The organism is Aquirufa sp. OSTEICH-129A, assembly GCF_054558355.1.
The window spans coordinates 85995-107064 of sequence record NZ_JBPXKC010000001.1 but is presented as its reverse complement, the minus strand read 5'-3'; the positions used below and the strand labels follow the sequence as shown (position 1 = coordinate 107064).

At 39.1% G+C, this 21070-nt stretch carries 17 protein-coding genes; 1 reads left to right on the top strand and 16 read right to left on the bottom strand.

Annotation, left to right across the window (positions count from 1 at the left end; genetic code table 11):
- The first annotated feature begins 6 nt into the window (after positions 1 to 6).
- Positions 7 to 2391 carry a zinc-dependent metalloprotease gene (locus SKC36_RS00485; protein WP_459463938.1) on the top strand — a complete coding sequence of 795 codons (2385 nt, stop codon included), beginning with the start codon at positions 7 to 9 and terminating at the stop codon, positions 2389 to 2391.
- 331 nt (positions 2392 to 2722) lie between these two features.
- Here SKC36_RS00485 and SKC36_RS00480 read toward each other — a convergent pair whose 3' ends face one another.
- The 16 genes from SKC36_RS00480 to SKC36_RS00405 all read right to left on the bottom strand — a co-directional run bounded on the left by SKC36_RS00480 (position 2723) and on the right by SKC36_RS00405 (position 21012).
- The gene (locus tag SKC36_RS00480; RefSeq protein WP_459463936.1) at positions 2723 to 3394 is read right to left on the bottom strand and encodes a TetR/AcrR family transcriptional regulator; all 672 of its coding nucleotides are present in this window, start codon (positions 3392 to 3394) and stop codon (positions 2723 to 2725) included.
- Between the two features lie 191 nt (positions 3395 to 3585).
- Positions 3586 to 4110, bottom strand: coding sequence for a hypothetical protein (locus tag SKC36_RS00475; RefSeq protein ID WP_459463934.1), 525 nt, complete (start codon positions 4108 to 4110; stop codon positions 3586 to 3588).
- 11 nt (positions 4111 to 4121) lie between these two features.
- Complete coding sequence (locus SKC36_RS00470; protein ID WP_459464726.1) at positions 4122 to 5549, bottom strand: amidohydrolase; 1428 nt, start codon at positions 5547 to 5549, stop codon at positions 4122 to 4124.
- A 21-nt stretch (positions 5550 to 5570) separates the two neighbouring features.
- Positions 5571 to 6458 (bottom strand): hypothetical protein, encoded by an 888-nt coding sequence (locus tag SKC36_RS00465; protein ID WP_459454860.1) that lies wholly within the window; start codon positions 6456 to 6458, stop codon positions 5571 to 5573.
- A 131-nt stretch (positions 6459 to 6589) separates the two neighbouring features.
- Positions 6590 to 6955 (bottom strand): hypothetical protein, encoded by a 366-nt coding sequence (locus SKC36_RS00460; RefSeq protein ID WP_459454859.1) that lies wholly within the window; start codon positions 6953 to 6955, stop codon positions 6590 to 6592.
- A gap of 54 nt (positions 6956 to 7009) precedes the next feature.
- Entirely contained in the window at positions 7010 to 8263 is a 1254-nt protein-coding gene (locus tag SKC36_RS00455) for a glucuronyl esterase domain-containing protein (RefSeq protein WP_459454858.1), read from the bottom strand.
- Between the two features lie 27 nt (positions 8264 to 8290).
- On the bottom strand, positions 8291 to 9199 hold the full coding sequence (locus tag SKC36_RS00450) for a substrate-binding domain-containing protein (protein ID WP_459454857.1): 909 nt from the start codon (positions 9197 to 9199) through the stop codon (positions 8291 to 8293).
- Between the two features lies 1 nt (position 9200).
- The gene (locus SKC36_RS00445) at positions 9201 to 10148 is read right to left on the bottom strand and encodes an ABC transporter permease (RefSeq protein ID WP_459463932.1); all 948 of its coding nucleotides are present in this window, start codon (positions 10146 to 10148) and stop codon (positions 9201 to 9203) included.
- Between the two features lie 7 nt (positions 10149 to 10155).
- A complete protein-coding gene (locus SKC36_RS00440) occupies positions 10156 to 11649 on the bottom strand; it encodes a sugar ABC transporter ATP-binding protein (protein ID WP_459463930.1) in 1494 nt (497 codons plus the stop codon).
- A 20-nt stretch (positions 11650 to 11669) separates the two neighbouring features.
- Positions 11670 to 12827, bottom strand: coding sequence for a Gfo/Idh/MocA family protein (locus SKC36_RS00435; RefSeq protein WP_459463928.1), 1158 nt, complete (start codon positions 12825 to 12827; stop codon positions 11670 to 11672).
- A 21-nt stretch (positions 12828 to 12848) separates the two neighbouring features.
- Positions 12849 to 13880, bottom strand: a complete 1032-nt coding sequence (locus SKC36_RS00430) for a sugar phosphate isomerase/epimerase family protein (protein WP_459463925.1) — start codon at positions 13878 to 13880, stop codon at positions 12849 to 12851.
- Positions 13881 to 13902: 22 nt separating this feature from the next.
- Complete coding sequence (locus tag SKC36_RS00425) at positions 13903 to 15111, bottom strand: class I mannose-6-phosphate isomerase (RefSeq protein WP_459463923.1); 1209 nt, start codon at positions 15109 to 15111, stop codon at positions 13903 to 13905.
- A gap of 16 nt (positions 15112 to 15127) precedes the next feature.
- Complete coding sequence (locus tag SKC36_RS00420; RefSeq protein WP_459463921.1) at positions 15128 to 16189, bottom strand: aldose 1-epimerase family protein; 1062 nt, start codon at positions 16187 to 16189, stop codon at positions 15128 to 15130.
- Between the two features lie 14 nt (positions 16190 to 16203).
- Positions 16204 to 18942: a c-type cytochrome gene (locus tag SKC36_RS00415; RefSeq protein ID WP_459463919.1), complete on the bottom strand. Its 2739-nt coding sequence runs from the start codon at positions 18940 to 18942 to the stop codon at positions 16204 to 16206.
- A 15-nt stretch (positions 18943 to 18957) separates the two neighbouring features.
- Complete coding sequence (locus SKC36_RS00410) at positions 18958 to 19701, bottom strand: 3-keto-disaccharide hydrolase (protein ID WP_459464724.1); 744 nt, start codon at positions 19699 to 19701, stop codon at positions 18958 to 18960.
- Positions 19702 to 19806: 105 nt separating this feature from the next.
- Complete coding sequence (locus SKC36_RS00405; RefSeq protein ID WP_459463917.1) at positions 19807 to 21012, bottom strand: FG-GAP repeat domain-containing protein; 1206 nt, start codon at positions 21010 to 21012, stop codon at positions 19807 to 19809.
- Positions 21013 to 21070 lie beyond the last annotated feature (58 nt).

Sequence of the window (21070 nt, the reverse complement as noted above, 5' to 3'; positions counted from 1 at the left end):
ATCCAAATGAATAAACTTCGTCCGCTTATTATTCTCTTACTCATTAGTTTTTCCATTCAAGCTCAAATCATGGACAAATTAAAGTCCATGAAAGCTTATTCGGGTTTTTTTAATTTTTATTACGATGAAAATTCAGACAAAATCTATTTGTCGGTAGATAAACTCAATCAAGAGTTTTTATACGTCTATTCTTTAAGCCAAGGGGTAGGAAACAATGACTTAGGTTTGGATAGAGGTCAATTAGGGAATGAACAAGTGGTATTTTTTGAGAAACAGGGAAATAAAATATTTCTCATTCAACCCAATTATCAATACAGGGCAAACACCAACAATGCCTTAGAAAAAATGTCGGTCCAACAAGCCTTTGCCAAATCTGTCCTATTTGGGTTTAAAATAGAAGGGCAAGAAAACGGAAATTACCTCATCGATGCTACAGATTTTTTATTGCAAGATGCCCATGGGGTATTAAAAACCTTGACAAGAGCCAAACAAGGAAGCTATCAATTAGACAAATCGAGAAGCTCCTTATTACTAGAGAGAACTAAATCTTTTCCTAAAAATTCGGAATTTGAAGCTAGACTTACCTTTTCCGGAAACGGAACGGGAGCTGAAATTCGTTCGGTTGCACCCAATCCAGATTATGTGACTGTGGTGGAGCATCATTCATTCATCGAATTGCCCGACAATCAATATCAACCACGAATGTATGATCCGAGGTCAGGTTCTAATGCCATTAGTTTTATGGATTATGCTAGTCCGGTGACAGAATCTATTGAAAAAAAATGGATAACTCGTCACCGATTAGTCAAGAAAAACCCTGAATTAGCTGTCAGCGAGGCCGTTAAGCCTATTATATATTATTTGGACAATGGTACACCTGAACCAATCCGTTCAGCGCTTTTAGAAGGTGGTCGCTGGTGGAATCAAGCCTTTGAGGCCATTGGCTTTAAAGATGCTTTTCAAGTAAAAATGCTTCCTGATGATGCTGATCCTATGGACGTTAGGTACCACGTGATACAATGGGTACATCGTTCAACCCGAGGTTGGAGTTATGGGGCTAGTATTTCAGATCCAAGAACTGGCGAAATCATCAAAGGACATGTAAGTTTGGGTAGTTTACGCATTCGACAGGATTTTATGATTGCACAATCCCTCATGAATTCGCCTTATGCTAAAAGCAATCAAAATAACAAGGCCATGTTAGACATGGCTTTAGCGAGGATTCGTCAGTTATCCGCCCATGAAATAGGGCATACTCTAGGCTTTGCGCATAATTATGCTGCTAGTGCCCGAGCAAATTCGAGTGTCATGGATTATCCGCATCCCCAAGTGGCCTTTATAGGTAGAGAAATCGATTTAAGTAAGGCCTATGATCGTAATATAGGAGAATGGGATAAAGTATCAGTGGATTATGCTTACGGCCAGCATACAGATGCGGAATTACCCAAAATATTAGATAAAGCCTACGAAAAAGGCTTAAGGTTTATAACTGATTTTGATGCCCGAAATCCAGGAGGTGCCCATATTTATGCCCATTTATGGGATAATGGCACCACAGTAGTAGATGAATTGCAACGTATTTTAGGCATTAGAAATCAAGCGATTAAACAATTTTCTATTGACAACATGCGGGAGGGTGAAAGCTATTCCAAATTAGAAGATATGTTTGTCCCATTGTATTTCATGCATCGCTATCAAACCGAAGCAGTTAGTAAAATGATTGGGGGCTATGAATATAATTATGCCATCAAAGGAGGAAAAGAGTTAGTATTAAAACCGGCCAGTAAAGCCTTACAGCTAGAGGCGCTTCAGCAATTAATGAGGACATTACAAGCCAATGAAATAGCCATACCCAAAGAAAAACTAAGCTTATTTCCACCAAGGGCATTCGGATTTCCTAGGACCAGGGAATCATTTAAAAGTAAGACTGGCCTAACGTTTGATGCCCTAGGGGCCGTTGAAACAGCCGCCGAATTTACTTTGGATTTTTTATTTCATCCAGATAGGATTTCGAGAATCCAACAAAATCATGCGATAGATGTCCAAAATTTAGGATTAAACGAACTTTTGCAAATCATCAGTCAGCATACTATCGAGAAATCATGGTCTGAACCCTATTTAATGGCAGCCCAAGAAACCATTAACTTTAAAATTTGTGAAGCGCTATTAAATACCTGGCAAGCACCTAGCCTCTCAGCATTAGCGAAAATGGAGCTTCAGGCGGGTCTTAAAAAATGGCAGCAATATTTCAGTAAAAAAGCTACATCAAATCCATTTGCTATGTACATGCAGCAATATATTCAAGATGCTTTAATTCATCCTGCGGATTGGAAAGCACACGCTAGCCCTGTGATCCCAGATGGGGCTCCTATTGGTATGGATTGCTATTAATCTTTTTCAAAATAGGATTGTGGCAAGGCTGATAATAGCCTAAAGAATTATTTTATTGTAAAATACATGACTTTATAAAGTATAAATATAAATTTTTCACTAAAAATAAAATAATATTTTTTTATTTAAATCCTATTGTATAATTTTGATTCATTAATCGTTGAGAACAAATCATTTAGATTAATATACAAAATACGTAACCGCAAAATAAAAAAAATTAATTATAGAACACAGGGATACGAAAAGCTCCTATTCATTGAATGGGAGCTTTTTTATGCTATCAAAAAAATTCAGGAGTGGATGCAGTTTCCTAACTTAGATAAACCTGTTTTTAAGATTTCCTTTCCGACAAAAATGATTTTAAATCAAGAGCTTCAAATTCAGCTAAGCCTTTCTCTGTTAAATAAGGCTTATAAATCTCAATAGTACCTGCCAAATACGTAGGTTTGACTTCATGATAACTTTTTTGGTAGTCAAATAATAAATAAGTATTGAGCCAATGAACACCCAATACAGCATGTTGGTGATAAAAAATCTCAAAGTTTTTTTCTTCAAAGAAAGAATCATGCAGATAGCCCTCTTGAACTAATTTTTCAAAAAGCCTAATCATACTTTTTTTACGAAGCTTAAATGATTGCTTCAGCTCAAGCATAAAATTCTCATCCTTAAAGGAACCTGTCCAAATACAGATAATGGAGTTACGGTATTTAAATTGGATGTCCATGATATCTGACAATATACCTACATACTCTTTCCAATTAAAAAAATTAGAAAACTGAATGGTTTCAAAATACTGTTGCAATTCATGAATATACAGATCAGCAATGGCTATGAATAATGCCTCTTTCGTAGAAAAGTGATTGGTGATTTTACTCTTACTGATTTCAGTATATCGGGCTATTTCATCAATCGTAATGGATGAACCGTAGGTATTTAATACTTCTGATGCGACTAAAATTATATTTTCACGACTCCTCTCCCCTTTTCTCTGGTATATTTTCATGATTAAATTATAATTTTTTTCAAAAATAAAAAATATTTTTTTTATTTCAAGTACAATGTATAAATTTGATACATTATTAAAAAATTAAAATAAATTAAAACAAAATACCAACCACGAAAGTTAGTAAAACAATTATAGAACACAGGAATGCAATTAGCTCTTATTTTTTGAATGGGAGCTTTTTTGTTTTATTACGGTTTACGGCTAAAAATAATGGTGCTGAACCAAATATCCCAAGTTCTACCTACCCGATCCTCCTTATCAGCTTCCTTTTTGATTCCTATCTGCCAATCAAGATTCTTCTCAGAAGTGGGCATGCGAAAAGTATACCAAGTCATTCCATCGGAATCTTTCCTAATACTTGGATTCGAGGCCAAAATAGCTTGTTCTAAACGATTCAAAAGATTGATATTGGTAGGAGAAAGTAAAAAATAAACTTGATTTTTTTCTTTTCTAATGAGTCGCATTTGATTCACCCGACTCGTCGGTGATAAATATTCAAATTCGTATCCTCTTTGAAAAATTTGATAGCCATATTGTTTCATCAGGCTTTGAAATTCATCTTGATGGGCCTCCAATAAAATCATCCCATTGGACAAATCAGGAATGATATAGCTAGAATATTCATCTGTCTCCAACTTCAAAGCAGGCGTAGTTTGTGCATTAGAAGTCAACCCAATCAAAAATACCCAAATAAAAAACCCCCAATATTTCATCACTGAATTGATTAATCGCGGTAATTCAGTGCAGGTGCTCTATTTCCAAGAAGCGATTTATAGACAAAGTTGGGGCCTCGTCTTTGATCGAACTCAGCCTTAGCTTCTTTTATCCATTCAGGGTGTTTGAATAAATCTACTGCGGTGGATGCCAAGGTTTTAGCCGCCATCATCATTCCTTTCCGACCGATGGATGTACCACCTGCCGCTACTGCTTGCCAGCTATGTGGACTAGTCCCGGGTACCCAGGTAGCTGTACCCAAACCAATGGTAGGCACAGTCCAACTTACATCGGCCACATCGGTAGAACCAGTCGCTAAATTATCTCCCTCGTGCAAACCTTTAATTTGATTTGTGCTGCTTAAATCAGCAACTTTCATACCCTCTGATTGTTGGATTTGTTTGGCAAAGGCTATTTCGGAAGGGGTCATAGTATATCCGCCTACCCATTGAAGATTGGCATGCATCAAGGTAGCCAATCGATCATTTGGTAGCATTTCATATACTCCACCAATTAGCTCCGCTTCATATTTGGTACCCGTACCCAAGGCTGCCCCTTTCGCAGCATTTTCTAATCGGTCCCAAACATCCATCACAATATCTCGATTTGGAGATCGAACATAATAATAGACTTCGGCAAAATCAGGAACAATATTGGGTGCTTTTCCTCCTTGGGTGATCACATAATGCATACGCGTGGAAGAAGGAATATGTTCACGCATCATATTGGCCATATAATTCATGGCTTCCACAGCATCTAGCGCCGATCTTCCCATTTCAGGAGCTGCTGCTGCATGAGAGGATAAACCATAAAATCGAAATTTCCCCGCTTTGTTGGCTAAGGAATTACTCATAGAAATCACATTTTGGTTGTTGGGATGCCAATGTAACATCACGTCGGCTTGAGAAAATAAACCAGCGCGCACCATATACACCTTACCTGAACCACCCTCCTCAGCTGGGCAACCATAAAACTTGATGGTGCCTTTTTGACCGGTCTCCTGCATCCACTCTTTCACGGCTATAGCGGCCGCCACAGAACCTGTACCAAATAAATGATGTCCACAAGCATGACCAGAAGTACCGCCTAAACTGCGTTTAGTTGGTATGGAATCTTGTGACATTCCAGGCAAGGCATCGTATTCTCCCATGATACCTATAACGGGTTTACCTTGTCCAAAAGTTGCCACGAAAGCTGTAGGAATATCAGCTACACCAGGCTCAATGCTAAAACCTGCCTTACCTAATGCTTCTTGCAGCAAAGCCGAACTCTGTTTTTCCTTATAGCCTACCTCAGCATATTTCCAGATTTGATTGGCCATTTGGCCATATTGAACTTCCTTTTGTTGGATGCGTTGTATAACTTTTTTCTTATCTGCCTCTTGAGCCAAAAGAGAAAAATGAAAACAACACAGCAATAAGACAAATACATTTTTCATAGTTTTCATAGATCCATTAAGTTAATCTTTCCATTTGGCCAATTCATACTTAGCCATTTCCTCCTCTCGATCATACATATTTTTATCAAATAAAGACGCATGTCCACAATCGGTATCATTGGTCCAAGCATGTTTAGCAAAGGGCAAATACGATTCATTGACCATTTTATAGCCTTTTAAGGTCATACCTTGAAACCAAGGAATACCATTATCCAAGCTATTCTTTAAACCTATTGGAGGCACGGAACCTTTAGGACTAGTTAATGGACGTGCCATCTTCAAATTGATTAAAGCAGCATGTTCATTTAATCTACATTCTGGAAGAGGCCAGCTCATTTTTCCGTCTTCGACCAAACCATGATTGACCGCCCTTCCGTCTGGTTTAGACTGGTATAATTCTTTCAATTCAGACATGGTTGGACGATAGTCCCAATACCGATCTCCGTCACAATTTTCTCCAAAGGCTGGACAATTCCAGCATTGACCAACCTGACCGATTCCTACGGCATCTCCAATTTTACTTAAATAGTGCCCAATTAAATCACCATTAAAAAGCATATCGTTATGCATTATAAATAACCAATTCGATTTACTATTTTCCCAAGGAAATTGGCTTCGAATGGAATATCGATAATCTTTAAAATAAAGCAGCAACTGATTGAGTAAGCCTTTTCGCCTTCCTTCCCACCAACCAAAGAAAAATTTGGGTTTGAAATAAATGATGGGTAGACCTTCCAATAGTGAGCGCAATAAGTCTTCATCAAAACCTTCGGGCTGACTTTTTTCTAAGGTGAGATAAATGTGTTGAATATGCTGTCCTGAATTTTTCATCAAAGACCAAATACTAACAGCCGTTTGATAAGGTTTTCCATAAACATTAATGGCTACATCTACTTGTTGAACAGTCATAGGCGTTTTAAATTACTATAAAATTAATGGTAAAAAAGGGAAATGGTGACAGAAAGACGAAGGAATATTCGGGCACAATTCCAATACCAGCCAAAAGGAGAGATGTCAATTAACCAATAGTCATTTCACCTTTACAGGGGCTCATACTTGGCCTGAATGACATAGTAATTTCCATTTTTCCCTTGAATGATGGAATTCCCTAAATCATCTATGTCATTGATTTGTAGGGTATCTTGAAGAAATTTAGAGCCTTTAGGAAAGCGAATTGCTAAGACTAAACAACCTTCTATCTCAACCGGAATTCGAGCAAAAAAAGTAGAATCCTTGCTTATTGAATTCCTTTGAATGACGGTAGCAGGGTATGCCCCATCCTCAAAAATACAGGCATAAGGTAAATGGGAATTCTTTTTTTCTGGCAAAGCCTTCTTCACCTTTGCTTGTTGAGAAAAAGCCAAAGCAGGCACTAAAAGCAAAAAGAAAATGAATCTATATTTCAAAACAACAAAACACTTATCACTAAACACTAATCCCTAAACCCTAATCACTAAACACTAATCCCTAACTCCTATTTCCTCCATCCCAAACTTGATATATTGCTCCCAATCATATGCATTGATATCATGTTTACCATCTCGAATATGATAACGAATTAGCTTGCCGACAGGTTGATTTAGGCCAGGCATATCAATATTTCCCAAACCTTTTTTCCCATATAAAGCATAAACTTTTTCCATTTCTTTGGCGCCTAAAAACTCCCCTTTCGGGTCAGACCATTGATCGCCAAAGGCAGAGGCTACATATACAGGACGAGGAGCCATCAAACTCAACAAAATATGCTGGTCAAAGGGCAATTCATTTTCGCGATCAGCATAGCTAGCAAATTTAGGGATAAACCAATGTGGGAAACTGTTCGTGATTCGCCAAATGGTTTCACCATAAATTCGTCTACTGATTGCTGCACCACCCTCACCAGATTCATTGGATATAATAGCAGCGAATCGACGGTCATTGGCACCTGCCCATAAAGCAGCCTTACCTAGTCGCGAATGTCCATGTAACAAAACTTTTTTCGCATTTATTTGTGGGATACTTTGAGCTAAGTCCAACATCCTGCTTAATCCCCATGCCCAGGCACCAATGGCTGTCCAGTCCTCTGTTTTCAAGCCTAGTTCAGCAGCCAAATGGGTTCTAAGTCCGTTTTTATACCCTTGAGCAAAATCTTCTTCAAAATCCCCACAGGCAGCAGTAATTGTCCCGAATCCGGCATCTACTACTTTTTCAATTTGCCATCTACTGGCCCATTCACCTCGAGATGAGGCTTGAGAAATATTATTAATGAATTTAGGATCATTATTACAAACCACATATTTGTCAAAAACCGGAATACCTTCGTCGGAACCAATCGTTTGATTTCCGCAGAAATTCAATCCCATAAATACAGGAACAGGCTTATTTGACTTAGGCAAAATCACCACCACGGTAGCTTGAACTTTTCCTGCAAAATCCATTTTCCAAATCGACTGAATGGCTTTTCCACCTAAAATTTCCTTTTGAGATATCAGCTTATTGGTCTGCTTAACTGACTTTTTAGGCATTTGGCCATACATGTAATCAGCAAATAAGGTCAACCATTGGGCTCTATTATTCTCCCAATCTTCTTTACTGCTTATTTTTTTAGAACCAATCAATAATGGGTCAGGCAAGGTAATAGGACCTACTTTGCTTTCATCATAATTTGCTACAAATGGTTTTTGCTGTGCCATAATCGTGGTGCTTATCAAACAAAAAAAGAGGAACTTTTTCATGGAGAAGGTTGATTAAAAAGCTGAAATCTATTTAGTTTTAACTTGAAACGGAATCAAGACCTGAGTGTCTTTAATCGGCTTTTTACTAATTAAATCCAAGGCCATGGCAATCGCTTGGGCCCCTTGTTGCTCTGCATTTTGCAAGATTGTAGCATCTAATGTTCCTGCATCAACAGCCTTGATTGCATCACCGATTCCATCCACACTCACCACCACAACTTGTGATTTCTTTTTCGCATCCAATAATGCCTGCAAAGCACCTAGGCCCATTTCATCATTGTGGGCAAATACGCCTTGAATTTGATCTCCATAGGATTGAATCCAATTTTCCATCAAGGACATGGACTTAGCCCGATCCCACTCTCCTGTTTGAGTGGCTAGCAACTTGATGTTGGGATATGCTTTTAACGCTTCGACCGCCCCACGTTCACGATCTATTTGGGCTGCTTGTCCCATATAGCCTTGAATAATCACGATATTGCCTTTACCATTTAATTTTTTGGCTAAAAAATCGATCGCCATTTTAGCGGACTCTGCATCATCAGAACCTACCCATGCATCAGGTTTTTCTTTGGTAGAAGAATTAACATTGACGATGGGAATACCCGCCTTTTTAGCTCGCAAAATAGCTGGAGAGCTTGCCTCAAATTCAGCAGGATTTAATATAATGGCATCTACTTGTTGACTGATGAAATTCTCCACTTGTTCCACTTGTTTCAAAGCCGAGCGTTCTGCATCCACCACAATCAATTCCACATCGGCATCTTTGGCATGTTTTTCCAAGGAGGCACTCACTTTTTGGATAAACTCATTTTGAAGACTTAACATAGAAACACCTATGACGATTTTCTTTTTACCGTCACTTTCTTTATTTCCACAGGCCCAGGCTAAGCAGATAACTAAACAAGTAAATAAAATGCGTAAACTAATTTTCATGCTAACGTTTCATTTTTTGATAAACACTATCTAATACAACTGCTAATATAATGATTCCACCCATGACTACTTGCTGCCAATAGGCTGAAACATTTAATAAATCCAATCCATTATTAATTACCCCAATGAACAATACCCCCAAAAGAGTTCCTGTCATACTTCCTTTACCTCCACGCGTACTAGTACCCCCTATAATTACGGCCGCAATAGCATCTAATTCAAATCCTAATCCCGCATTAGGTTGCCCGGTATTGATACGTGCAGATAACAATATACCACCCAAAGCCGCAAACAAGCCACTAATAGTATATACCCACCATTTTACTTTAGCTACAGGAATACCTGCTACCCAAGCTGCAGTTTCATTTCCACCAATGGCAGTCACGTAGCGACCAAAAACCGTTTGTGTCAAAACGAAATGACAAATAAGGTAGGTGCCTATTAAAAATAAGATGGGAATTGGAATGCCGAATAAGTCTCCGTTTCCCAGAAAGTTAAAAGATTCCGATAAGTCTGAAACCGGCCTTCCCGATGAAATGATTAAAGCTGCTCCGCGAGCAATGGTCATGGTACCTAAGGTGACGATGAAAGGCGGAACTTTAGATAAGATGACCGTAAATCCATTCAAAGCACCCATCAGTGCCCCTACTGCCAAGGCCATAAATAAGGACAGATAAACATTGCCACCTTCTGATTTGGCAAATAATGCGGCCACGACACCCGCCACAGCCAACATGGACCCTAAGGACAAGTCTATTCCACCTGAAATAATCACAAAAGTCACACCAAAGGCCAAAATGGCATTGACGGACACTTGATTCAAAATGACTAATAAATTGGTATCGGTTAAAAAACGTGGTGTCAAAGTGGATATTAAAACACACATTAAAATCAGGGCTAAAAAGATTCCTCCCGATTGACTACCAAAAAGTATTTTTTTCAAATTCATACGCATATTATTTCATAGCATAAGACATAATCTCTGCTGGGCTAGTCTCTTCTTTATGTAAGGTAGCGGTTTGCTTTCCTTTGGATATAACCAAAATCCGATCACTCATGTGCATCAATTCAGGCAAATCGGAAGAAATCAATATGATGGATTTACCTTGTTTACTTAATTCAGCCATTAAGGTATAAATTTCGAATTTGGCTTGCACATCGATTCCTCGGGTAGGTTCATCCAATATTAAAACCTCGGGGACATGTTGCAAAACACGTCCAAAAACCACTTTTTGTTGATTTCCACCACTTAAATTCATCACCGCTTGTTCTGGACCCTTGGATTTGATTTTAAGTCGTGCTATATGCCCCTGGGCTATTTCTTTTTCTTTCGCTTGATTCAACACTCCCCAACGCTGAAAATCCAACAAAGAAGATAAGCTTATATTTTGTTGAATCGAAAACTCAGGAATAAATCCCATTTCCTTTCTATCCTCACTGACATAGCCAATTCCGTGCTTCATGGCGTCTTGAGGATTTTTGGACTTGATGGCTTGACCTTTCCAAATGATTTCTCCACTTTGAGGAATGAGTAGTCCAGCTAAAGCTTTACCGATGTCCGTCCTACCGGCACCCACCAATCCCCCAAAACCTAAGATTTCCCCTTGGTGTAAATCAAAATGAATATCTTGAAATAAATTTGGAATACCCAAGCCTTTAACCTGCAAACACAAATCTCCTCTTAGCACCTCACGCTGAGGGAAAAATTGATTCATTTCCCGGCCTACCATTTGTTGGACTACCTCTTGCTCAGTACTATCATCCCTTAATTTTGATGATATTAAATAACCATCGCGTAAAACAGATATTCGATCGGAGAAGCCAAATATCTCCTCCATTTTGTGGGAAGTAAATAAAATACTAACTCCCTCATTTTTTAATTTATTAATTAGACGCCGAAACAAGCTTATTTCCTTTTCAGATAAGGAAGAAGTGGGTTCATCCATTAAGATCAATTTGGCTTGCTGAGAGATAGCCCTCAAGATCTCCACGAGTTGTTGTTCGGCAATCGATAAATTCTTAACTAGGGCACTTGGATCCATGGGGATATCGCAATCCGCCAACAATTCCAAAGCTTTTAATCGGGCATTTTTCTTCCTTTCCCAAGGCCAGAATCCCAATTCATTTTCTCTTCCCAAAAAGATATTTTCTTCAACACTTAATTCTGGTATCAACATTAATTCTTGATGAATCATGGATATTCCGCTATCCATGATTTGTTTCAAACTTTGCTGCTGACGTTTTTGACCAAAAAAAATCACCTCCCCTTTATCGGGAGAGATGATTCCTAAAATAGTCTTCATTAAAGTAGATTTACCGGCTCCATTTTCACCCACTAAGGCGTGGATTTCTCCTGGATATAAGGATAAATCAACGGAATGTAAGATGGGAGTTCCCGAATAAGCAATAGATACATGACTGAGCTCTAGTACTGGTTTCTCTCCTTCCACCCTACATTCCATTTAATAAATTAACAAGGCCACTCTACATGAGTATCCTTCCACTGTTTTTGCTTCGCTGAATCAATCACGGCTTCACATACTTTCTGAGTTTGTAAGGCCTCACGGAAAGTAGGTGAACAAGGTTCGCCTGTCTCCAATGATTTCAAGAAATCTGCTGCCTGATGCACAAAGCTATGCTCATAACCGATGGATAATCCTGGCACCCACCATTTATCCATGTAAGGCTGATCACCATCTGTTACCAAGATAGACTTCCAACCACGCACGATAGAATCATCCGCATGATCATACATTTCTAAACGGTTCAGGTCATGTAAATCCCAACGAAGAGAAGCATGCTCACCATTGATTTCAAATGTATATAAAGCCTTATGTCCACGAGCATAACGCGTAGACTCAAACAAGCCTAAAGAACCATTTTCAAAGTGGCAGTGAAACAAGCAAGCATCATCAATACCAACTTTTTGCACTTGTCCAGAATCTGTGTGAACACGTTCTTTAATGAACGTTTCAGTCATGGCAGAAACATCTGTGATTCCACCATTGATCCATAAAGCAGTATCAATACAGTGTGCAAGCAAGTCGCCCGTAACACCAGAACCAGCTGCCTCAACGTCTAAACGCCAAGTACCGGCACCCCCTTGAGGTAAATCTGGACTAATGGTCCAATCCTGCAAGAAGTTGGCACGGTAATGAAAAATACGACCTAATTTACCTGAATCAACGATTTGTTTCGCCAAAGTTACAGCAGGAAGACGGCGGTAATTATACCAAACCGTATTCTTGACACCTGAAGCTTCAATTTCCTTAACCATTTCTTCACCCTCAGCCAATGTTCTCGACAAAGGTTTTTCACAAAGAATCATTTTTCCAGCTTTCGCAGCCGCAATCGCGATTTCAGCGTGAGTATCGTTAGGCGTACAAATATCTACTGCATCGATATCATCACGAGCAATTAATTTACGCCAATCTGTTTCGTAGGAAGCATATCCCCATTGCTCAGCAAATGCCTTCACTTTTTCCTCATTTCTAGAACAAACAGCTTGCATAACAGGCTCATAAGCTAGATTAGGGAAAAAGTTAGTGATGCGGTTAAAACCATTGGAGTGGGTTCTTCCCATGAAGCCCGTTCCGATCAATCCTATTCTTAATTTTTTCTTTTCCATTGTCAAATATATTTCAAAATCTTAAGACCAACCATGTGCATTGCGTACCTTAATCATGGTAGCTAAAATGTCGTTCCAGGTTTTTTGTTGTAACATTACTTCATTGCTGAACATACAACCATCCCAACAAATATGCTTGAATGCTTTAGTCAATTCACCTTTTTCATCACGTAACCAAAATCCAGCATCTTCAGCCACCACTAATTTTCCATTAGGATCTGTAGCTTGGCAGTGTCTACCAGTTTTATCGTGACTACCTGTTCCATGAACGGTTCCGTCATTTTGAGCCACATGGAAGTCGATGGTCCAAGGACGAAGCGCCGCTGTTAATTGGCGTAAAGCATCTTTCAACACTTCACGATCAGACCAGTCGTAACCTTCTGGTAAGATACGATCCTCCGGAGAATTATAACCCATGGTATACAACAACGTATGTGACATATCCGCTTGGAAACCGATGTTTTTACGATCTACGGCTTCCAAAGTAGCTACCATGTGACGCCAAGAGTGCATACCACCCCAGCAAATTTCACCTTCAGCAGCTAAACGCTCGCCGTAATCAGCTGCCACATCACAAGCCCTTTGAAAGGTTTCTACAATTTTCTTGGAATTACCTACTGGATCTTTGGCCCAATCAGACACACCACTGGCAGAATCAATACGAACAATACCGTTAGGACGAATACCCATTTCGCGTAAAGTTTGACCGATTTCACATGATTTTTTGACCATGTCAACAAAAGTGTCTTGATCTGCCTTAGAGCCAATAGCAGGTCCACCCCAAATAGGAGCAACCAAACTACCAATTTCTAAACCATGAGCTGCTACTTTATCGGCAAGGCGTTTTGCGCCTTCCTTACCCGAATTAATATCAAAATGCGGATCAAATAAACCCACATCCACCCCATCAAATTTTACGCCATCCACTTCTGCAGCCGCAGTCATTTCAAGCATTTGATCTAAAGAAATAACTGGCTCGGAATCTGGACCCTTACCCACGATGCCAGGCCAAGTGGCATTATGCAATTTTGGATAATTATTTATTTGTGTCATTTGTTCAAATGGTTTATATCAATTATAATTTTAAATCAGGATTGTTTGGACCAAAGTGCTTCAACATCACAATAGGATCAGTAGAAGAATGGTTTGTGATGACAACGCCTTCTTGAGCCGCTTTCTCAGTCACAAAGAACTCATCATTGGTTAATTGGCCGTAACGAATCATGGCTGGAGTTTCAATATTCCAAACACCCATTTTACCATGACCTTGCATCATGATTAAGCCATAAGCAGCGGCATCTTTGATGGTAACAGTTTGACCAGGGAATATAGTTAATTCTTTGGCAGAGAATGCCTCTGAACGGTAGCAAACCCATTTCTCAGAATACCCTTCTTTAGCCATTTCAGCCTCATCCTTTACAGGAATTGGAGCCATAAAACGAGTTTCCAATAAATTAGGATTGGTATTTAAGTCCCAGTCAATAACTTCCATCAATTGGTCATAATTACCGATTTCTTCTTTTGGAGTACCATTCCACAATAATTCCTCTGGAATGATTGCCTCATTAACCAAAGATTGGTACATGGCAAACACGTCAGAAGCTTTCTGAGGCTCATAAGTACAAAGGCTACCTGGAGCATGTAACATGCCTGGAGGCACATCCCAACCTGTTCCCGGAATTAATGGGAAAGCTTGAGAGAACATGGTGATTTTATTATCACCCTTGGTAAAGTTCTGTAAACATTCTTTGATTTGCTCTTTGGTGGTTCCCGGTGCAATACCAAAGAACGTATAAGGAAAATCACCTCCATGGTTATTCAATTGTGGAGGAAAATAATATGCTTCTGGCTTACCTAATTGTCCAATCTTAGCCGCATGCTCGTCATTGTGGTGAATGTGGTGAGGTAAAGGACCCATGTTATCAAAAAACTTGGAATACATAGGCCAAGACTTATATTCATTCCAAAGACGATCACCGATAATTTGGCCGCCTAATTCTTCAATGACATCCTTTAATAGGATTTGTTCTTCCTTGCCACCTTCAGAATAAACTACAGCACTTAGACCTTCGTTTTCTCCGGTTAATGGACCATTTTTAGCAGGGGTAGTAGATGATAACCAACGCTCATCAATTCCTCCTCGTACTCCACCGAGTACATAATAATCATCTGGATGCAATTTAATACGACGACCTGGAACACAAAATGATCTGGGTACCCAAGTTGGCGCTAAACGCAATATGCCCTTTCCTTGCTCCAGGGCTTTTTCTGCTTTGTTTTTCATAAGAATAGGCAATCTTTTATTGTATAAAATTAGTTAATTTCTCTGCTTGTTTTTGTTGATCTAAGACTTCTAAAGTCACAGAAAAACGCTTACTGGCTCTAGGGGCTAAAAAAACTAAAGAGCCTTCTTCCCTAGCTGCTTTTTGGCCTATGGGAGGGTTCGTTCCAGGTTCTATCCCGGTGACATATTCATCCTTTCCCCAATGCTGCCAATTGGTTAAACTAGGCAATGTCCTTTTGTCGTACGACATCTTGACTCCTAGTCCTAGCTTTTCATTGTAAAGTCCGCAAGCTACTTGATGCTGGGCATCTGTGGCTGCATCGATAAAGGCAACTTCTTCTCCCCCACCCAAATGGATATCCAAGGGTGCTGGACAAGTTTTATAATCATTTCCTTCCTTGAAAATCAAAGCATCTTGAGTTCCCTCAAAACGATATTTCCAAGTTCCTTCCGCTACAATCTTTGTTCCTTGATCTACTAGTGGCCAACCAAAATTAAAGTGATATAATAACATCAATGGGGCGTCCATATTGCCTTCATTAATGATTTCATCTTCAATCTTTAAAAATGCTTCACCAAGTCGACCGGAAATAGTTCTTTTCAAAGTCAAACATGGACCAAAAATGACATGTTGACGAATAATACCTGAAATACTCATGTCTAACTGACCTGAGTGAATATCAGGCTGTACGATGGACGTAATTTCAGCGATTTGATTACTGATTTTTCCATGGATACCCCGACTGCCATACTCATCTTGCTCGGGTCCTCCCACATGGTCTAAACCGCAGGTCGTAAGTAGTCCTCCTCCAAAAGTACGTAACCAGTGCAGCCCCTGGTCTGACAGGGGCTGTGGACTGGTAATACCTGCATGGGAAATCCATGCTAAACTTTTCTCTTGGTAAAAGGCCTCGGCAATATCCATGCCGCGATCTAGAACTATTTTGTAGCGAAATCCCGCTCCCGTATCCATCCAAGCAATTCGAACGCCTCTACCAGCTCCATTATCTAAAGTGGAGGTTTCAATGCCTCCGAGTTGCTTGTGATTGGATATTTTATCTTTCCAAGGATACGTCATCTTTTTCTCTTCAATTATTTCGCAGCTGGTTTGGCAAACATAGCATTGCTCTCACTACCACCTGACATTAAATATGCCATCAAATCTTTCAATTCTTCTGCATTTAAACTATTGATTAAACCTGCTAACATAGGAGAAACACCTGAGTATTTCACAGAAGTTACATTTTTCTTCAATACTTTTTCAACCTGATCTGGAGCATATGGATTTTGTGACACGTAGAAAGCAACCTTATCTTGGTTAGTAATACGACCCACTACGGAAGTTCCATTTCTCAACATCAATTGAGAAGCAGCATACTGATCAGAAACTGTTTTATTAGGTTCAATGATTGCTTCCAAAATATCCTTCTTAGAAAAACGAGTTCCTAAATTAGTTAAGTCTGGACCAACATTTCCACCACCATCAGAACCTACGGCATGACAGTTTCTACAAGTTGTAGCTGCAAACATCGACTTTCCATTTTGGAAATCACGGTTAGTTAATGGTGCATCCAAAATAGCTACAGCATCCTCTACTTTCCAGTTTTTACCTGGACCTTTCGGAGCATTTACTTTCACTAAATCATTACCATTAGCTGTTAATAAATCAGCTCCAGATAATTTGTCATATTTAGCACGTTGCGATTCAGCTACATTTTTCAAAGCCAATTTACGAGCACGATCAATGAAACCTACATAACTACGTCCACCTTGATACTCAAATCCCTTACGGAACCAAGCAAAATAACGATCATGTAATTCTGGAGTCCAATTGTTTTTAGCCGCACTTAACATAGTAGCTAAATAAGTCTGCTGAGCTGGTGGAATTTTTTCCAACATTCGAGCAATATCCGTTCCATACTGAGGGTTACGCATGATTAAGTCAGCCGAAGATGTAGCTGTTTCCGCACGGTAAGCTGCTACGGAAGCAGTATCCTTTGTCTCCATTAATTTCAAAGTACGAGGAATGATACCTGGCGCTTCCAAAGTAATCAAAATACGGCTTAATGAACGAGTTAAGTTCATTTGTTTAGCTGGATACATGGCATCAAACTTAGCTACAATAGCGGCTGATTGAGAAGCATCTGGTAAACCGTTTCTTAAAATATTTAACTCAAAAGCACGGATATAATCGATCTGCAATGCCTCATTGAAACCTTTATTGTCAATCTTTAACAATGCAGCATTAATCGCATTTTTATTTTCTGGCTTATCCATACGGATCAAACCAATCAATGCATTGATGGCAGTTACAGGATCTTTTTCATTCAAGGCTTTTTCCTTCCAAGAGTCAGCTGGATTATGCTCAAGAGCTATACGAGCTGCATAACGAACAAAACGATCTGGATTATTTAAATACGGCCAAACAGTAGTCACTGCTGCTGGATTTGGACCATTGTGGAATACCTCTAATTTGCGACGCAATTCGTTTAAAGGAGTAATTTGAGAAACTACTGGCTTCATACTTGCCTCTTCAGGACCATTATAAGAAACACGGTACAAATCAGACTCCAAACGACGACCACCAATTAAGAAATACAAGGCTCCATCTGGGCCCACTTGACCGTCAGTTAATGGAAGTGGAATACCTGATAAAAACTCTTCACGATCTGCCGTGTAAGAAGAACCTTGTGGTTTTAACTTAATTAAGTGAGCAATACCAAAAGTCCAGTCGAATGCCAACAATGATTTCTTGTATTTTGCAGGAAATTTAGCATCACGCAATGACAATAAACTTGTAGGAGAACCTTGACCGATATTCAATACTGGAGGTAAATTATCCGGTAAAGAAGGAGACCATTTGCTATTACCCGTTCTCCATCCGTGTTCAGAACCCGAAGTTACGTGGTTAATACGCGTTGGACGGTACCAAGGTAAACCGAAATCCCACTCCATATCTGCATCATAAGCAAATAAGTCGCCAACTTCGTTGAATGCGATGTCAAATGCATTTCTGTATCCCGCACTAACCAATTCCCATTTTTTACCATCTGGATCAATATTAACAACATATCCACCTGGTGCATAACGGTCATTAGCATGTCCTCTTGGATCCTTGATCAAAGGGAATAAATTATCTTCATGCCAGTTTTTAGGCAAACGATACGCATCCATTGGAGGTACGTCTGTGTGGTTACCATTGATTAAATAAATGGATTTTTTATCAGGAGATAAAATGATTGAGTGTGGTCCATGTTCACCTTCACCTTTGAATTCTTTCATCAAAGTGATTTTATCAAAATGATCATCTCCATCTAAATCTTGGATACGATACAATCCACTACCACGTGGAGCATAACTAGGCGCGAAATTAGGATTTCTACCTGCTTGAGCTGCTGGAGGATTCACCGGAGCGACACGCGCATTAACCATTACGTAAAGGCTATTGAACGCATACAATAATCCATGTGCATTACCGATTCCTAATGTATCTGCTCCTTTACCAAATTTCAATTTTTCAATTTTAGGAGTATTGTCTTTTGAACCAATAGCAGGAATCGTTAAACGAAACAATCCACCATATTGGTCAGAAGCAATCATTCTACCCTTATCATCAAAACACATAGCCACCCATGAACCCATTTTGGCATCCGATGGGCTAAATAAATGTTCTACTTTAAATCCGGGTTGTAAACGAATTTTATCCGTTTTAGGATTAGCCCCTTCTGCTAGAGCGGGCTGTACTTTGTGGAGCGAATTGTAGCCAAAACTGCCTAAAGCAATCACGGCTGCAAACACCATTCCAAGTTTAACTAGAGGTCTCATTTTCATGTATTTAATAGATTTTTATTTAAGAGTTTTCAATCGAATATTTTTGTATTCCACTTTCATCGGTGGACCTACGTGTACTTGCATACCTAACCAACCAGAAGCTTTACCATTTATTTGATCTAAGTCGGTAACATCACTCATCAAAACACCATTGATGTAGTGTAATAAGTGATTCCCTTTGGCTACGATATGTAATTCATTCCAATCTTCTGATTTAATGTTAACCTTTAATGAATCCGAATTACCTAATGAACCTTTTACTTGACGAGCAGTCCAGTTATTTCTCTGGGCAAATGTGCGTAAATTATTCTTTAATTCTGGGTCTTTTTGCTCATTAATCACTGAAATCTCACCACGATAAGCCAGGGTAGTACGAGCACGCTCTTCATAATTTTGACCGGTATATCGGTTACTACCATCGATGTCAGCTTGATACCCTTTTAATGCAAATGGTAAATCAGGTAATAATTCCTCAGAACGATAATTCACACCAGTATTTCCTGCTTTAGTAATTTTAACATCAGCTTTGAATTCAAAATCAGCTGGCTGTCCACCTCTCCAAATTAAGAAATGGTTTCTTTTCAAAACGGTAGCAGGGGTTATTTCTCCTACAATAGATCCATTCTCCACACGCCAATAAGCAGGATCACCCTCCCATCCTTTTAAGCTCTTTCCATCAAAGATTTTTTTGAATCCTTTTTCCTTAGGCTTGTCCTGCTGGCCTGCCAAGGGACTGCGAAACGCAAAAAAGGGAATCATCAGCCCCACAAGGCCTAGGTACAATAATTGTTTTTTCATAGGTAATATAGATTATAGGTAAAAATTAGTGAAAATTTCTGCATTTATATAATGTTTTATATGCTTTTAGGCCTTTTTCTTTGAATAATGATAAAAAACAAAGACGCCTTTTTTATTCGAAATAACAATATCCTTTAAACCATCTTGATTCATATCTTCTATGACTATATGAATACCTGCCCCAGAATCTTCATCAATGTCATGACTAATCCAGCTAGGATTTTTTCCTGGTTTAAATTCATACCAACGCAACAAGGCTTTCTCAAATTCACCTGGATCTTTGCCATTATGCGCCATAAATCGTTTACCCACCACAAAGTCGGGTTGCTTATCTCCATTCAAATCCGCCATAGCCATGGCATGGGTTTGAGATAAATCTTTTTGAATTACTTGGGTTTCCACTCCAGTGGCGGTTCTACGATGCCACCAAATACCATAATCATGTGCTGAAGAATTGAGTAAATCCACCAATCCATCACCATCTATATCGAGCACCATGATATGTGCACTATCAAAACTTAAAGACAAAGGATGGTAGGTCCATTCATTGGTCATTACATCCTTGGGACATTCCCACCAGCCTTCTTTGAAAACAATGTCTTTTCTGCCATCACCATTCATATCACCATGACCTAAACCATGGGTATATTTATGAGTTCCAAGACTAGGATTAGAGGAAATCACGTGTGCTTTCCAAATTGTATCTTTTTTAGTGTTAGGTGCTTGCAACCAAACCATTTGCTTGGACTTAGAATCGTTGCCAATAATATCTTTCAATCCATCCCCATTGACATCTTCAAAAAGCGGAGATTCATTTCCAATGGAGGCATATAAAAAATGTTTTTTCCATAGTTCAGCTTTGTTTTTGGGATTTTCAAACCAAAAAACTGCTTCACCTGGCAATCCCACTTTAATCAAATCAACCCAGCCGTCGTGGTTAACATCTTGGGCAAAATTTAAAAATGAATTACTGTATCCTTCGTCCACTTTAAACACGTGGTCTTTTGGGAAAACTTTTAATGATTTATCATAACGAATATCATCATCGCTGATGGTATGCTTCGTCCACTTGGGTGCTTCAAACCAATAAGCACCTGCCATGACATCCTTTTTTCCATCATGATTTACATCACCTACACAAACTCCTTCTGATAGAAAAGTTGTACTTAATATCACTTTTTTAAAATCCGGAATATGAGAAGCTCCAATGATTGGGCCTGAAAAACAAAGGCTTAAAAAAAGAACTTGGCTGTAAAATGAAAACGTTTTCATAGAAAAAAGAGAAAAAAATAGCTGTCCTGATACCCTAGGACAGCTATTTCAACTTGTT

Bases quoted from the DNA above. Each gene is read 5' to 3' on its own strand.
- SKC36_RS00470 (WP_459464726.1), bottom strand. From the start codon at position 5,549: ATGAAAAATGTATTTGTCTTATTGCTGTGTTGTTTTCATTTTTCTCTT.
- SKC36_RS00475 (WP_459463934.1), bottom strand. From the start codon at position 4,110: ATGAAATATTGGGGGTTTTTTATTTGGGTATTTTTGATTGGGTTGACT.
- SKC36_RS00465 (WP_459454860.1), bottom strand. From the start codon at position 6,458: ATGACTGTTCAACAAGTAGATGTAGCCATTAATGTTTATGGAAAACCT.
- SKC36_RS00415 (WP_459463919.1), bottom strand. From the start codon at position 18,942: ATGAAAATGAGACCTCTAGTTAAACTTGGAATGGTGTTTGCAGCCGTG.
- SKC36_RS00425 (WP_459463923.1), bottom strand. From the start codon at position 15,111: ATGAAAAACAAAGCAGAAAAAGCCCTGGAGCAAGGAAAGGGCATATTG.
- SKC36_RS00420 (WP_459463921.1), bottom strand. From the start codon at position 16,189: ATGACGTATCCTTGGAAAGATAAAATATCCAATCACAAGCAACTCGGA.
- SKC36_RS00450 (WP_459454857.1), bottom strand. From the start codon at position 9,199: ATGAAAATTAGTTTACGCATTTTATTTACTTGTTTAGTTATCTGCTTA.
- SKC36_RS00405 (WP_459463917.1), bottom strand. From the start codon at position 21,012: ATGAAAACGTTTTCATTTTACAGCCAAGTTCTTTTTTTAAGCCTTTGT.
- SKC36_RS00455 (WP_459454858.1), bottom strand. From the start codon at position 8,263: ATGAAAAAGTTCCTCTTTTTTTGTTTGATAAGCACCACGATTATGGCA.
- SKC36_RS00430 (WP_459463925.1), bottom strand. From the start codon at position 13,880: ATGACACAAATAAATAATTATCCAAAATTGCATAATGCCACTTGGCCT.
- SKC36_RS00445 (WP_459463932.1), bottom strand. From the start codon at position 10,148: ATGAATTTGAAAAAAATACTTTTTGGTAGTCAATCGGGAGGAATCTTT.
- SKC36_RS00485 (WP_459463938.1), top strand. From the start codon at position 7: ATGAATAAACTTCGTCCGCTTATTATTCTCTTACTCATTAGTTTTTCC.
- SKC36_RS00435 (WP_459463928.1), bottom strand. From the start codon at position 12,827: ATGGAAAAGAAAAAATTAAGAATAGGATTGATCGGAACGGGCTTCATG.
- SKC36_RS00410 (WP_459464724.1), bottom strand. From the start codon at position 19,701: ATGATTCCCTTTTTTGCGTTTCGCAGTCCCTTGGCAGGCCAGCAGGAC.
- SKC36_RS00480 (WP_459463936.1), bottom strand. From the start codon at position 3,394: ATGAAAATATACCAGAGAAAAGGGGAGAGGAGTCGTGAAAATATAATT.